The sequence below is a fragment of the Collimonas rhizosphaerae genome, assembly GCF_038896935.1.
Classification (GTDB): Bacteria; Pseudomonadota; Gammaproteobacteria; order Burkholderiales; family Burkholderiaceae_D; genus Collimonas; species Collimonas rhizosphaerae.
The window spans coordinates 256,152-270,879 of record NZ_JBANDC010000003.1; the positions used below are offsets into that span (position 1 = coordinate 256,152).

The window sequence follows — 14,728 nt, forward strand, 5'->3', positions numbered from 1 at the left end:
TTCATCAATGTGCGTGCTCGGCGCTGCTCTTGCCGAGTTCCGATTTGAGGACGAAACTGCCTTCGGCCGCATAGCGCGCGCCCGCCTTCAGTCCCTTGACGATCTCCACGTGCCGGCTGTCAGCGCGGCCGGCGGTCACCGGCTGCACCATGAAACCGTCGGCGATGCGGACAAACACCACCTGCTTGTCGTCGACGCTTTGTATCGCCTGCGGCTGCACCGCCACCGCCACTTCAACATCGCTGGAAACCACTTCGACATTGACGAACAGTCCCGGCCGCCAGGCCATGTCAGGATTGGCCAGGGTGACGCGCGCCTTGGCGGTGCGGGTCTGTTCGCCCAGCAGCGCGCCGACATAGGAAATGCTGCCGCTCGCCGTCGACTCAAAGGCGGTGGCGCTGATCCTGGCCTTTTCGCCCAGCCGCACCAGGTTCAGGTCCTTGGCCGGCACGATGATCTCGGCCCACACGGTGGACAAGTCGGAGATCGTGAAAATGCTGGCGTCTGCCGCCACCGCCTCGCCCAGCGCGATGTGTTTCTCGGTCACCAGGCCATTGAACGGCGCTCGGATCTCATAGCGGTTCAAGGCGCCTGGACTGCCGGCCCCCGTGCCCAGCACATCAAGTTTCTGGCGCGCGTTCTGCAAGGCGATTTCAGCCTCGTTCATGACTTGCCGCGCTTGCTGGTAATCCTGCTCGGCGGAGATCTTTTCTTCCCACAGCTTTTTTTCACGTTCATAGGTAGTGCGCGCAAACGTGAAGCGTTTCTGCGCCGCCAGCAATTCGCTGCGCTGTTCCGCCAGGCCGGTGCTGGCCACCACCGCCAGCAGCTGCCCTTTCTTGACCTGCTGCCCGAGGCTCACCGCCACCTGCTCTACCACCCCCGCCAGGCGCGGCACCACGTGGGCCGTCTTGTCTTCATTGAAGCGGATCTCTCCCGGCAAGGTGATCGAAGTCTTGACCTTGGCGGCGCCGGCGCTCTCCAGCTTGACGCCGGAAGCTGCAACCTGGGCCTGGTCCAGCTCGACCTTGCCTTCTTCCTGGGCAAACCTGGCTTGCATCGCCTGCTTGCCGTATTGCAGCTGCAGCCTGGCGTCAAACACATGCGGTTCGGCTATCGGCACGATGCTCCTGAGGAAATCCTTTTCCGGCGTGAAGCCGATTTCCTGGACTTCGCCATCCGGCCTGGTCAATACCAGCTCCAGCTTGGCCGTATCCGGCGCCAACGGCTTGCCGTCATTGAACAGCCAGACCTGGAGCCGCGCTTCGCCCGCTGCCTCGATCATGTTTACCTCCAGCGCCAGCTTGTCCTCGGCATACAATTTCCCGCCATGCGGGCCTGCGCTTGCAGCCGCGCCTGCCGGATGGTGTTCGCCGTCCGCATGCTGGCTGTCGTGACCGTGTTTCTCGGATGCCTTTTCTCCATGGTGTTCGGTATCGGCGTGCGCGGCGGCTTCCCTGTGCGAGCCGTCGCCCGGCTTATCGCCGCCGTTGCTGCCTCCACCCAGGTATATGCCCGCGACTGCCAGCACAATAATCGCCGTGACGCCGGCCGCGATAACTTTGCTTTTGCTCAGATTGATGTTCATATTGGCTGCTTCATAAGCTGATTGATAGGCTGATTGATTTGCCGACTACAAAGGGTCGGTTGACGGAAAGGTTCCCAGCACACGCTCGATTTCGGTGGCGGCGCGATGGATATCCGCAAGTGCGCGCAGGGCCTGCGACTTGGCCTGGAACAGCACGCGCTGCGCGTCCAGCACTTCCAGGAAACTGAATTTTCCGAGTTCAAAACCCTTGGTGGTGATGTCATAGGTGTTCTGTGCGGCCGGCAGGATTTCATCCCGCAGCGCCGCCACTTGCTGCCGCCCCAGCTTCAGCCGTTCATAGGCGTCCGCCAGTTCGCCATTGAGGCGCAGTTCAGCGCTTTTCTGTTCGTCGCGGGCCTTGTCGGTGCGGCGCAAGGCTTCCAGCAGGTTGCCTTGGTTGCGGTCAAACACAGGAATCGGAATCGACAAGCCGACAATCATTTGATTGCGCCCGATCTCCTCGGCCCGCTTGCTGCCGATGCTGACGGTAACGTCGGGAATCCGGCGGCGGCGCTCCAGCTCGGCCATGGCCTGGCGGCGCTCCACTTCCAGCCGTGCCCTGGCAAAAGCGGGCGAATCGCGCAGGCGCGCCTGCAATGTTTCGATGGCAGGAAGCGCCGGCAGATTGTTGATGTCGCCGTCGACCGCGGCAAAAGCGGGGCTGCTGTCGCCCCAGGTAGCGGCCAGTCGCCGGCGCGCGATATTCAAGGCGCTGCCGGCCTGCTGCAGTTCGACCTGGACGCCGGCTTCGGCAACCCGCGCCTTGGTCTCTTCGATCGGCGCTACCTTGCCGGCGCTCACCCGCTTCGCGGTGAGGACGGTGGCTCGTTGCGCCAGCTGCAGGGAGCTTTGCAGCAGCTGCAGGTTCTCCTGCGCTTCCAGCACGGCAAAGTAGGCAGCGACTACCGCCGCCTGTATGTCGGCGCGTTTGGCCAGCAGGTCCGCCTTGGCGGCATCCCGGCCTTTCTCCGCGGCGGCGATCCGCGCACCGCGTTTGCCGCCCAGCTCCAGCGCCTGGTTCAGCTGTATGGTGGTGGTCCGGGTCGCCTTGCGCGTGTCTTCCAGCAAGGTCGACAGTTCCGGATTGGGCCTGGCGCCGGCTTGCAGCACGGAAGCATCTACTGCGGCGACTTCCAGCACCGCCGCCGCCAGTTCCGGATTGCTCTTGAATGCCTGCGCCAGCGCCTGTTCCAGCGTCAGCCGGCTGCCGGCATCGCTGCTCTTGAGCGGCGGCAGCCTGTAATCGATGACCGGCGGCGCGGCCGCCGGTGTTGCTTCCTGCGCCAAAGACGGCTGGCAAGCCAATACCGCCAGACCGAGCGGCAAGAAAAGCTTATACATACCCTACTCCCCAAAAACAGCTGTGCCGGACTGCAAGGCAAACGGGGCGCCAGGCCCGCGCCATGAAATCCGCGGCATGACTCAATTGCCGGCGTAGGCCGGATCGACCTTCTGGTGGGATTCATCTGCCACCGGTTCCGACGGCGCCGCCATGCCGTCTTTGCTGCCGCCCTCCGGCGCTTTCGGATAATGGGCATTCGCCACCGACATCTGGCCGGCGGCGTGCGCCTGCTCCAGTTCGCGCACAACTTCCGCGCGGGTCTTGCCCGCGGCTGGCGCCGCAGGCTGGGCCATCAGACCGCCGGCTGCAGCCAGCAAAACAACTGCAACGGACATTTTTTTGATATTCATCTGCTTCTCCATTTCATCTGGAAACACTCCAACGGCCAGCCGGCGATATCGACGCGGCCACTGCGTCGGAGCGATGGGTAATTACGGTTTAGATTGACGCCCAGGTTCAGGCGCCGGAATAAATCGACTTTTTCGGGCCGTCTTGCTTGTGGTCATGCGCGCCGGACTTGTTCTTGCCGGCAGCCGCCTTGCCCGCTTCCTTTGCGGTTTCGGTGTTGGCCGGGGCCGCCGGCTTGTCTGCAGCAGGCGCTTGCGCCAATGCGGCGCCGCTAGCAGCCATCAAAGTCAGTACGGCGAATAATTGTTTAGCGTTCATTTCAATCTCCAGAAAATTAAGAAAGAGTTCAACGACACAGTCCCGGCTTGCAAAGATGCATGGAACCGTTTGCCGTGACCACATCGTTGAAGCCAAGTGTAGGAAGGAGACGGAAACCGGAAGGTGACGGCTGGATTACGCTTTTGTAATCCACCGCTGCCGGGTTCTGTAAGATAATCGGCGGTAGGCGGCAACCGGCAGCAACAACACACGCAAGCGGAAGGGCGATATATATGCGCATCCTGTTGGTGGAAGACGAACCCAAGGCAGGCGAATACCTGCGCAAAGGATTGAGCGAATCCGGCTATGTGGTCGACTGGGTGCGCACCGGTGCCGATGGCCTGCACTGCGCCACCACGGAAGACTACGACCTGATCGTGCTCGACGTCATGCTGCCCGGCATGGACGGCTGGCTGGTGATCAGCGAGCTGCGCAAGACCCATTCGACGCCGGTGCTGTTCCTGACCGCGCGCGACGAAGTCGAGGATCGCATCAAGGGCCTGGAACTGGGCGCGGACGACTACCTGGTGAAGCCTTTCGCATTTGCCGAACTGGTGGCAAGGATCCGCACCCTGTTGCGGCGCGGTCCGATTCGCGAATCGGACCTGCTGCACATCGCCGACATGGAAATCGACGTGATGAAACGGCGCGTCACGCGCAACGGCGAACGGATAGACCTGACCACCAAGGAATTTTCCCTGCTGCACCTGATGGCCAAGCGCCAGTCCGAAGTATTGTCGCGTTCGCTGATTGCGTCGCAGGTGTGGGACATGAATTTCGACAGCGACACCAACGTCGTCGATGTCGCCATCCGGCGCCTGCGCATCAAGATCGACGAGCCCTATGCGCCGCCGCTGATCCACACTGTGCGCGGCATGGGCTACGTGCTGGAGGACCGGACTTGAAGCTGTGGGCCCCGCGCTCGCTGACGGTACGCCTGGCGCTGTTGTTTGCGCTGGCGACCCTGCTCACGTTCACCCTGGTCGGCAGCTACCTGTATTTTTCGCTGGCGCGCCAGCTGGAACACCACGACGACCAGGAGCTGATGGGAAAAATCACGCTGATGCGGCACCTGGCTGCCAAGGCCAGGTCGGTCCAGGCGATTCGCGACGATCCGCATTCCTTCATGGACGCCACGCTCGGCCACGATGACCTGCTGTTGATATTGCGCAGCGCCGACGGCACGCCGCTGCTGGACACGCGGCCCGAGGCCGGCAGCCTGCCGCCGCTGCCGATGACGGCAGTCGGCCAGGCGCCGGATGCAAAATCCAGGCAGAACCTGCGCACCTCGGCCGGTTTGCCGGTACGGGCCACGGCGCTCTGGGCCAGCATCGACAGCACCGGGGAAAAAATGCAGATCATCGTCGCCCATAACACCAGCGACAGCATCGAGATGCTGGCCAGCTATCGCAAGCAGATACTCGGCGCGGCCCTGTCGGGCGCAATCCTGGCGGCGCTGCTGGGTTATGCGCTGGTGCGGCGCGGCTTGCGCCCGGCCCGCCTGATCGCGCAGCAGGCGCACTCCATCACCGCGCAACGCCTGGACCGCGGCCTGGACGTAGCCAGTGCGCCGTATGAATTGCAGCAGCTGGTGGTGGCGTTCAACGGCATGCTGGACCGCCTGCACGACAGCTTCCAGCGCCTGTCGCAGTTTTCCGCCGACCTCGCGCACGACTTGCGCACGCCGATCAATAACCTGATGGTGCAAACCCAGGTCGCGCTGGCGCAGGCGCGTTTGCCGGAAGAATACCAGGGGCTGCTGGTGTCCAACGTGGAAGAGTATGAACGGCTGGCGCGCATGCTCGACAACATGCTGTTCCTGGCGCGCGCCGACCATGCGCATGTCGCGCTGGCCTTCGAGCAGCTCGACTGCCGCCTGGAACTGCAACGCATCGCTGACTATTTTGAAGGAGTGGCGGAGGACAGCGGCGTACGCCTGAGCATAACCGCGTCCGGCCAGGTACGGGCCGACCCCATGCTGCTGCGGCGCGCGATCAGCAACCTGGTCGCGAATGCGATCCGCTATACCGAAACAGGCCAGACGATCCTGCTGGAAGCCGGGCAAGTGGAACGGGCAACCGTGATCACGGTCAGCAATCCCGGCCCGCAGATCGCGGATTCGGCCATCCCGAGACTGTTTGACCGTTTCTACCGGGCCGATCCGGCGCGCAGCGACTCGGCCTCATCGGCCGGCCTCGGGCTGGCTATCGTGCAGTCGATCATGAAACTGCATGGCGGCCGGGTTGAACTGAACCGCGGGGCGGACCACACCACCGTGTTCACGCTGCATTTCCCTGACGGAAAATGAAAAAAAAACCACGCAACGATGATTGCGTGGTTTTTTGTCCGCAGGCGGATCAGCTTTATTTGCGCAGCACCAAAGTGGTCGGCAAGCTGTGCAGGTAAGCAGCGATATCTTGCACTTCCTGGTGCGACAGGGCCTTGGCCTGGCCGCCCATGATCGCATTGCTGCGGCCGTTCGGGCCGTCGCTGCCGCGCTGGTAGGCGATCAGGGCATGCTGCAGGTAATCCTGCGGCTGGCCTGCCAGCTTCGGATAGCTGGGATCGATCGGGGTATGGAAATCGGCGCCGTGGCAGGATGCACAGGCATATTTTTTGGTAGCGGCTTCACCCGCCGCGATGTTACCGGCGGCATGGGCTTGCATGAATCCGATGGAAAGCAGGAACGCCACGCCAGCAAAAATCTTTTTCATTATGTGGGTCCCTTATTTTTGCTGCGAGTAATAAGCTGCGATGTCCGCCATGTCCTGCTCGGACAGGCTGGCCGCGATGCCGCGCATGGTTGGCATCTTGCGTTCGCCTTTTTTGTAGGCTGCCAGCGCATTCTCGATATATTTTGCCGACTGGCCGCCAAGCATGGGCACTTGATAGACTTCCGGGAAGGTAGCTTTATAGCCGGGAATACCATGGCAGCCGATACACATCGATACCTTGTTTTCAGCTGCCTTAGCGTTGCCTACCACGTCCGCGGCTGCGGCCAGGTTGGCAAGACTCGCGAGCGCGAGAAGTGCAATTAGTTTTTTCATATTAGCTGGGTAATTTGTAGCGAAACCGGTTTAAGGAACCATGGAAAACCTGTCGCGGGTCCAGGCTGCGTGTCTCCCGCCGCCCCTGCACCGCTTATTACAGCTCATTTCAGTTTTCCTGGTGCCTTTTACTGCGAACTTGCCGCGAATATTGCCTCAAATACTGCAGGAAATACAGCACTGGCCATAGATATAGTCTCTATGCCTTGCTGCATATACTGCGGCATTTATTGCCAAGGTAGCCCTGCCCGACGCTGACTGCCGTCGCCACCCTACGCCAAAACCGGCTAATTTTACCCCAAGAAACAAGCACAGTCCACGCCCGCCAATGCCAAAATCGCGGCATTTGCGAGGCCGGGACAATCATTTTTCACCGCCTTGGCCGGCTTTTGCCGGCGCTATCGCTGCCAGCCGGGGACGGCGGCCGCCTCATCCATGACGGCTACCGGGCTGGCGTTGCCGCAGAGGCGACGCCTCCGACGGCGACACAGGCCCGCCGGGATTGCTGTCGACGATGTCAGCCGTGGCTGCATCAACCAGCGCTCCTGCGCCGGCTGGAGCCGCCGGCCGTTCGGGAAACAGGAAGGAACGCGGCGAGGCGCTGAACCGGCGCAATACCGCCCGGAACACCAGCCGCCGGATGCGCGCCGGCACGTCGCGCGCGCGCAAGGCCAATGTCAGCGCGCAGGCAAACGAGACGCCCACATTCAACACGCCGATGCTGGCGATGCCGGCAACCGCCAGCCAGAATTGCGGCGCCGCTAAAACTTCCCAGCCCAGGCTGCTGGCGGCTGCGGTCAGCGTGCCGGTGGCCAGCGTCACATGGCGCACGTCCAGCGGCAAGCCGAAGAACTGGGCCAGCACCGGCGTCATCCCCAGCAGCAGGCCAAGCGAAACGTTGCCGGCAATCTGCGCCACGTTGCGGTCGAGCCAGGCGGCCCAGCGCTCGGCCCGCATCGCCCCCAGCACGAATACCAGGCGCCGCTGATGGGTCAGCGCTTCGCGCAGGCGGCGCAGCGCAAACCAGTTGTCGGCAAAACCCGAGGCCAGGCTCGACAGCCACAGCAAGATCCCGGTGAAAGCGGCAAACAAGGGAGTCGGTCCGATCACCGACAGGCTGTGCAAGCTGGCGCTGGCGTGCTCGGCCGTCATCATCGGCGCGTCGGTAGCCAGCAGGATGGCGCCGGAGATCAGCAGCATCACCGGCACCACGCCCATCAGGTTGCCGAACACCGCGGCAGCTTGCGAACGCAAGAGCAAGGCGATTTCGCTCAGCAGCGCGCGCAAGCCCTCTACCGTATCCAGCTGCCCCATCTTGGAGGCCAGCACCGGCGCCGTGACTGCCGGCTGCTTGGTCGCCAGCACACCGCCGACGGCGGAAATCGCCATGAAGCTGACGGCATAATTCAGGGACGCAAACAGGCCCTCGAAGAAGCGCGCCGCGCCGACCGCCGACACCAGGGATTTGCCCAGCACGGTAAACGCCGTGATGACGCCGCCGCGCCCGGCCGCCTTCAGCATGGCCCGGTATTCCTTGCTGTCGCGGGCGATGTAGTGCTCACCGTGGTCGGCGTTGCGCTCGACCATCTTGCGCGCCAGCAGGGAGAAGCTGCGCTGTATCAGCCCGCGCACCGAAGAGCGCTGGTGATGGGCGGCGATCAGGTCTCCCAGCAGGGCCTGCACCTGCCCTGCTCCCGGCTCGATGTCCTGGCCGAAAATCGCGGAGCGCAGGTCTGTCAGCAGCGCCATCCGCGTCAGCTGGGCGCGCATGCGTTCGACCCGGTAGACCAGGCTGACCGACACGCCGTGCTCGTCCAGGTGGGCGTAGATCCTGTCGGTCTGCGCCTGGCAGACCGCAATCAGCATGCGCACGCTGCGCAAGGCGGCCTCATCCCGCGGGCTGACATACAGGTAGGTTTCCAGCTCGCGCCGCAACACCATGAACGGGGTTGCCTGCAAAGGCATCTTCGGGTCCAGCTTCTGGCGGAAGGCTTTGCTGATGCCGTCGGCCAGCACGGTCGCCGCCAGGTAGATCAGGGCCTCGTCGATCTGCTGCTGGTAACTGTGGGCGATGCCGTCGTCGGCGATCAGTTTCCAGATTTGCGCCACGCTTTGCCTGTCCAGCGCCAGCAGCCAGTCGGCATCTTCCGGAGTTGGAAACAAGGCGGTAAACAAAGCGGACAGATCGGCCTCGAACGGCGGTTTCGGCAGCACCAGCTTCACCGCGTGTTCGGTCAGTTCGCTGAAGAACGCCGGTTCATGCGGCAAGCCTGTGGCGCAAAACAGTTCGGGCCCGGCTGCCTCGCGCAAGGTTTTCTGCAGCGTGGCTTGCACCACCCGCCGCACGTCGCGGTTGCTGTCCAGCCATTCCAGCAGGAAATGCAGGCGCTGCTGCTTGGCCCGCAGCCTGGCGTCTTCGTCGAGCATGGAGACTTTGGGGACGTGGCGCAGCCACTGGACGATATCGATGATCCAGTTGGCGCGTTCTTGCCAGGAATAAAACGGATTGGCGCGGCGCATCAAGGCGTCGGCTTGGGCGGCGTAGTGCCGGCTATCAGCCTCCAGGTGCCGCTCGCCGTGTCGAAACCGGCGCCACATCACCCGCAGGCGGAGAAACAGAATTTTCATTGGCTATTCTTATAACAGTGAGGATATGCATGCCTCGCAAGGACAATGCGTTTTTGAGCGCGGGCCAGCCAATCGGCCATCTCGTTTATACTCGGCTTTGTTTACTTCCTTGATGCTTCCTCATCACTAACGACATGCGACCCGAGACACGTTTTGAAAGTTCCCCCAGCTACGTCGCCACCGACGACTTGAAACTGGCAGTCAATGCAGCCCTGACGCTGCAGAGGCCGCTGCTGATCAAGGGCGAGCCAGGCACCGGCAAAACCATGCTGGCGGAGGAAGTGGCCGCCGCCCTCGACATGCCCTTGCTGCAATGGCATATCAAGTCGACCACAAAAGCCCAGCAAGGTTTGTACGAATACGACGCCGTATCGCGCCTGCGCGATTCGCAGCTGGGAGACGCCAGGGTCAAGGACATCCACAACTACATTGTCAAAGGTGTCCTGTGGCAAGCGTTTAACGCGGATGAACAGGTAGTATTGCTGATCGATGAGATCGACAAAGCCGACATTGAGTTCCCCAACGACTTGCTGCGCGAGCTGGACCGCATGGAATTTTACGTTTATGAAACACGTGAAATGGTGCGCGCCAGGCATCGGCCGCTGGTCATCATCACCTCAAACAATGAAAAGGAATTGCCGGACGCCTTCCTGCGCCGCTGTTTCTTCCATTACATCAAGTTTCCGGACAAGGCGACCATGCAGGACATCGTCAATGTGCACTTCCCCAACCTGAAGAAAGACCTGCTGGCGCAAGCGCTGGAGACTTTCTACCAGGTGCGCGACGTCGCCGGCCTGAAAAAGAAACCCTCGACCTCGGAACTGCTGGACTGGCTCAAGCTGCTGCTGGCCGAAGACATCCCGCCGGAAGCCCTGCACAGCAGCGATGCCAAGGCGGTAGTGCCGCCGCTGCACGGCGCCCTGCTGAAAAACGAGCAAGATGTGCATCTGTTTGAACGCCTGGTGTTCATGGCCAGGAAAAACCGGTAAATCCCGTGCTGATCGATTTTTTCTTCACCTTGAAAGACGCCAGGATTCCGGTGTCGATCAAGGAATTCCTGCTCCTGCTGGAAGCGCTGCAGCGCAAGGTCATTTCGCCTACGCTGGATAATTTTTATTACCTGGCGCGCACCACGCTGGTCAAGGACGAAGCCCACTTCGACAAGTTCGACCAGGCTTTCGGCCGCTATTTCAAGGGCATCCAGACCGTCTTCGAGAAAAATGCCGAAATCCCGCTGGAATGGCTGATCCAGCGCATGAAACGCGAATTGTCGCCGGAACAGCAGGCGCAGCTGGAGAAATTCGGCTACGACAAGCTGATGGACCGCCTGCAGGAATTGCTGGAGGAACAGAAAGAACGGCACGAAGGCGGTAACAAGTGGATAGGCACCGGCGGCACTTCGCCGTTCGGCCACGGCGGCAGCAATCCGGAAGGCATCCGCATCGGCGGCAGCGGCGGCAACCGCACCGCGGTCAAGGTTTGGGATGCGCGCGCTTACCGCGACTATGACGACGAACGCGAACTGGGCACGCGCAATATCAAGGTCGCCCTGCGCCGGCTGCGCAAGTTCGCGCGCGAAGGGATTGCCGAAGAACTGGCGCTGGACGACACCATACGCGCCACCGCCAACAATGCCGGCTACCTCGACATCAAGATGCGGCCGGAGCGCAAGAACAACATCAAGGTGCTGATGCTGCTCGATGTCGGCGGCACCATGGACGACCACATCGCCCGCACCGAAGAACTGTTCTCCGCCGCCAAGACCGAGTTCAAGAACATGGAGTTCTTCTATTTCCACAACTGCGTCTACGACTATGTGTGGAAAAACAACCAGCGGCGCCATGCGGAACGCTTCCCGACCTGGGAGATCCTGCGCAAATACACGCCGGACACCAAGCTGATCTTCGTCGGCGACGCCACCATGAGCCCTTATGAAATCCTGCAGCCGGGCGGCTCGGTGGAATACAACAATGAAGAGGCCGGCGCCGAATGGCTGCAGCGCTTCACCAAGGCTTTCCCGAAGTTCATCTGGCTCAATCCTGAACCCGAGGGCCTGTGGCAATACCGGCAGTCGGTGGAAGTGATACGGCAGCTGATGAGCAACCGCATGTTTCCGGTGACCATGGACGGCCTGGAACGCGGCATGCGCCTGCTAAGCAAGTAGCACGGACTCTAGCGCCGCAGCGACAGGAATTTTCCGAGCGCCAGCAATATCTGCGGCTGGCCCAGGTGCCGGTCTAGGAAACCGTCGCACTCCACTTGCCGCGCCCGCACGTGGTCGTAGGTAAAACCCTGGTCGATCAGGAAAATCACCGCCACCCTGGTGTCGCGATACTGCTGCTTGATGGCGATGCACACTTCATAGGGATCGAACCGTCCCAGCTGCGGATTGATCAGCACCACCGAGATATTCTGGCGCTGGTAAACCTCGGCCGCAGCCTCCGGGGTGCCGGCCCATTCCACCGGCACCACATGGTGCGCCATGGTAATTGCCAGGTCGTCGCGAAACGTCGACTGGTCATCGATCACCAGGATGCGGTCGCTCTGCGGCGGCTTGCTGCGCATGCGTTCGTATTCGAGCGGATCGGTCAGGTCCAGGTCCAGGCGTTCGCGCCGGCGGCGTTCGGCAACATTGCCGGCCAGCGCCAGGTCGGCCGGGTTCTGCTTGGCCAGCATGATCTGGCGCCGTTCCATCAAGGTATCCAGGGCTTCGAACAGCTTCAGCCAGCGAATCGGCCGTTCGACCGCGGCAAACGGCAATTCCACGTGGGGAGCGCCGACCAGCAATACCGGCCGCAGGTTGTTCGGCTCCATGTCGGCCAGGGTAGCCAGGGCTTTCAGGTCGTCGGCGTTCACCAGGTACAGGTCCGGCTCCTGCAGACTGTCGGCAGGCAAACGGCAATACTGTTTCTGGCGGTTTTGCTCGACTGAAAAAGTGGCGTCGAAAATATTGATTTCCCGGGCGGAAAACCCGATGAAACGGATGGCGAATGATGCATCATGATTTTTCATTTTTATATATCCCTGCTGCGCGAACGCTGGCGAGGCCATCATAACAGCGGCCCTGTTCAACTTACACCCTGATTAACACACTGTGCAAAACAACAACATTCGATTGCCGGCTGCCAACAAAATCGCGCCTGCATCGCGGCCGCCTCCCGCGGATATTTGATTTCCCGCAGTTTCCGCGCGGTTTTCGCGCAGTTTCCAGTATGTTGCTTGCGCAAGCGAACGGCTTTTTCATTAGAATGCGCAGGGATAATAACGAGTAATCTCCGCTCCCATTGGAAATTAGTTGCAAATTAACAATAATTTACATTTACCCTACACCACTGAATGGCAACCAAAAAATCACCGCAATCTGACTATAGCGAATCATCGATCCGTGTACTGAAAGGCCTGGAGCCGGTCAAGCAACGCCCTGGCATGTACACCCGCACCGAAAATCCGCTGCACATCATTCAGGAAGTGATTGACAACGCCTCGGACGAAGCGCTCGGCGGTTTCTGCAAGAATATCCTGGTCACCCTGAACACCGACGGCAGCGTCAGTGTCGAGGACGACGGCCGCGGCATCCCGGTCGGCATGCACCCGGAAGAAAAAGTCCCGACGGTGGAAATCGTCTTCACCCGCCTGCACGCCGGCGGCAAGTTCGACAAAGGCAGCGGCGGCGCCTATTCTTTCTCCGGCGGCTTGCACGGCGTCGGCGTATCGGTCACCAACGCCCTCTCCTCGCGGCTGGAAATCACGGTATGGCGCGAAGGCGGCGTGCACCACATGGTGTTTGCCGACGGCGACGTGATCGAAAAACTCAAGTCGCGTCCGATCGGCCGCGAAGACAATAAAAAGACCGGCACCCGCGTCACCGCCTGGCCGAATCCGAAATACTTCGACTCGCCGGCCATCTCGCAGCCGGAGCTGCAGCGCCTGCTGCGTTCCAAGGCGGTGCTGCTGCCCGGCGTCAAGGTCACGCTGCTCAACGCCAAGACCGGCGATAGCCAGACCTGGCAATACGACCAGGGCTTGCGCGGCTACCTGATGGAATCGCTGGCGCAGTCGTCGAACGCCGAGCCGCTGATCCCGTTGTTCGAAGGCGAGCAATACGCCAATGCCGACGCCGAAGGATTTGCCGAAGGCGAAGGCGCGGCCTGGGTCGTGGCCTGGACCGAAGACGGCGCCATCGTGCGCGAATCGTATGTGAACCTGATTCCGACCTCGGCCGGCGGCACCCATGAATCCGGCCTGCGCGAAGGCTTGTTCGGCGCCGTCAAGAGTTTCGTCGAAATGCATTCGCTGCTGCCCAAGGGCGTCAAGCTGTTGCCGGAAGACGTGTTTGCGCGCGTCTCCTTCGTCTTGTCGGCCAAGGTGCTGGATCCGCAGTTCCAGGGCCAGATCAAGGAACGCCTGAATTCGCGCGATGCGGTGCGGCTGGTCTCGACCTATACCCGGCCGGCGCTGGAACTGTGGCTGAACCAGCACGTCGAGTACGGCAAGAAACTGGCCGACCTGGTGATCAAGCAAGCCCAGAACCGTTTGCGTTCGGCGCAAAAAGTCGAGAAGAAAAAATCTTCCGGGGTAGCCGTCCTGCCCGGCAAGCTGACCGATTGCGAATCCACCGATATCAGCCGCAATGAATTGTTCCTGGTCGAGGGCGATTCCGCCGGCGGTTCCGCCAAGATGGGCCGCGACAAGGAATTCCAGGCCATCCTGCCGCTGCGCGGCAAGGTGCTGAACTCCTGGGAAACCGAGCGCGACCGCCTGTTCGCCAACAATGAAATCCACGACATTGCGGTGGCCATCGGCGTCGATCCGCACAGCAAGACAGACACCATCGATTTCAGCGGCCTGCGTTACGGCAAGATCTGCATCCTGTCCGATGCCGACGTCGACGGTTCGCACATCCAGGTCCTGCTGCTGACGCTGTTTTTCCGCCACTTCCCGCAGCTGATCGATCGCGGCAACATCTGCATCGCGCGGCCGCCGCTGTACCGGGTCGACGCTCCGGCGCGCGGCAAGAAGCCGGCGCAGAAAATCTACGCGCTGGACGACGGCGAGCTGGAAGCCATCGAAGACAAGCTGCGCAAGGATGGCGTCAAAGACAGCGCCTGGGCTATCTCGCGCTTCAAAGGCCTGGGTGAAATGAATGCCGAACAGCTGTGGGAAACCACGATGAACCCGGATACCCGCAGGCTGCTGCCGGTTTCGCTCGGCAACTTCGACATCGAAGCGTCGGAAAACCGCTTCAACATGCTGATGGGCAAGGGCGAAGCTGCGGCGCGCCGGGCCTGGATCGAAGAACACGGCAATGAAGCAGAGGCCGACATCTGAATCCGGCGCCATGGCGCATGGCGATATGACAACGTTTTCACCATCGGCCATGCATGGCGGCGAAACGTATTATCATGGGCAGAGTTTCCAGGCTCCTGCCGCCTTGGTCCGGCTTGCCGGACGGCCGCC

Annotated in this window: 13 protein-coding genes; 5 read left to right on the plus strand and 8 right to left on the minus strand. The window is 61.5% G+C overall.

Translation table 11 applies throughout. The annotated features are described in order from the left end of the window. Positions 1 to 4: 4 nt before the first annotated feature. From V8G57_RS05630 to V8G57_RS05645, 4 genes are all read right to left on the minus strand, one after another. On the minus strand, positions 5 to 1,588 hold the full coding sequence (locus V8G57_RS05630; RefSeq protein ID WP_342828519.1) for an efflux RND transporter periplasmic adaptor subunit: 1,584 nt from the start codon (positions 1,586 to 1,588) through the stop codon (positions 5 to 7). 45 nt (positions 1,589 to 1,633) lie between these two features. Beyond that, the gene (locus V8G57_RS05635) at positions 1,634 to 2,929 is read right to left on the minus strand and encodes a TolC family protein (RefSeq protein WP_342828520.1); all 1,296 of its coding nucleotides are present in this window, start codon (positions 2,927 to 2,929) and stop codon (positions 1,634 to 1,636) included. 81 nt (positions 2,930 to 3,010) lie between these two features. Then, positions 3,011 to 3,280, minus strand: coding sequence for a DUF4148 domain-containing protein (locus tag V8G57_RS05640; RefSeq protein ID WP_342828521.1), 270 nt, complete (start codon positions 3,278 to 3,280; stop codon positions 3,011 to 3,013). 106 nt (positions 3,281 to 3,386) lie between these two features. Continuing rightward, a complete protein-coding gene (locus V8G57_RS05645) occupies positions 3,387 to 3,596 on the minus strand; it encodes a hypothetical protein (RefSeq protein ID WP_092394204.1) in 210 nt (69 codons plus the stop codon). Positions 3,597 to 3,829: 233 nt separating this feature from the next. Between V8G57_RS05645 and V8G57_RS05650 the strand changes: the two genes are divergently transcribed. Continuing rightward, positions 3,830 to 4,501 carry a heavy metal response regulator transcription factor gene (locus V8G57_RS05650; protein WP_092394207.1) on the plus strand — a complete coding sequence of 224 codons (672 nt, stop codon included), beginning with the start codon at positions 3,830 to 3,832 and terminating at the stop codon, positions 4,499 to 4,501. After that, positions 4,498 to 5,904: a heavy metal sensor histidine kinase gene (locus V8G57_RS05655; RefSeq protein WP_342828522.1), complete on the plus strand. Its 1,407-nt coding sequence runs from the start codon at positions 4,498 to 4,500 to the stop codon at positions 5,902 to 5,904. The genes V8G57_RS05650 and V8G57_RS05655 overlap by 4 nt, the downstream gene beginning before the upstream one ends. A gap of 55 nt (positions 5,905 to 5,959) precedes the next feature. On the opposite strand, the gene V8G57_RS05660 is transcribed toward V8G57_RS05655, so the two are convergent. The 3 genes from V8G57_RS05660 to V8G57_RS05670 form a co-directional block, all read right to left on the minus strand. Then, the gene (locus V8G57_RS05660; protein ID WP_342828523.1) at positions 5,960 to 6,310 is read right to left on the minus strand and encodes a c-type cytochrome; all 351 of its coding nucleotides are present in this window, start codon (positions 6,308 to 6,310) and stop codon (positions 5,960 to 5,962) included. A gap of 12 nt (positions 6,311 to 6,322) precedes the next feature. Then, positions 6,323 to 6,643 carry a c-type cytochrome gene (locus V8G57_RS05665; protein WP_092394216.1) on the minus strand — a complete coding sequence of 107 codons (321 nt, stop codon included), beginning with the start codon at positions 6,641 to 6,643 and terminating at the stop codon, positions 6,323 to 6,325. Positions 6,644 to 7,072: 429 nt separating this feature from the next. Further along, positions 7,073 to 9,271, minus strand: coding sequence for a site-specific recombinase (locus tag V8G57_RS05670; RefSeq protein ID WP_342828524.1), 2,199 nt, complete (start codon positions 9,269 to 9,271; stop codon positions 7,073 to 7,075). 134 nt (positions 9,272 to 9,405) lie between these two features. Between V8G57_RS05670 and V8G57_RS05675 the strand changes: the two genes are divergently transcribed. Further along, positions 9,406 to 10,260, plus strand: a complete 855-nt coding sequence (locus tag V8G57_RS05675) for an AAA family ATPase (RefSeq protein WP_092394222.1) — start codon at positions 9,406 to 9,408, stop codon at positions 10,258 to 10,260. A 5-nt stretch (positions 10,261 to 10,265) separates the two neighbouring features. Continuing rightward, positions 10,266 to 11,435 carry a vWA domain-containing protein gene (locus tag V8G57_RS05680; RefSeq protein ID WP_342828525.1) on the plus strand — a complete coding sequence of 390 codons (1,170 nt, stop codon included), beginning with the start codon at positions 10,266 to 10,268 and terminating at the stop codon, positions 11,433 to 11,435. Positions 11,436 to 11,443: 8 nt separating this feature from the next. Here the strand turns inward: V8G57_RS05680 and V8G57_RS05685 are convergent, their stop codons facing one another. After that, positions 11,444 to 12,283, minus strand: coding sequence for a response regulator (locus tag V8G57_RS05685; protein ID WP_342828527.1), 840 nt, complete (start codon positions 12,281 to 12,283; stop codon positions 11,444 to 11,446). Positions 12,284 to 12,607: 324 nt separating this feature from the next. Between V8G57_RS05685 and V8G57_RS05690 the strand changes: the two genes are divergently transcribed. Beyond that, entirely contained in the window at positions 12,608 to 14,599 is a 1,992-nt protein-coding gene (locus tag V8G57_RS05690; RefSeq protein ID WP_092394231.1) for a DNA topoisomerase IV subunit B, read from the plus strand. Positions 14,600 to 14,728 lie beyond the last annotated feature (129 nt).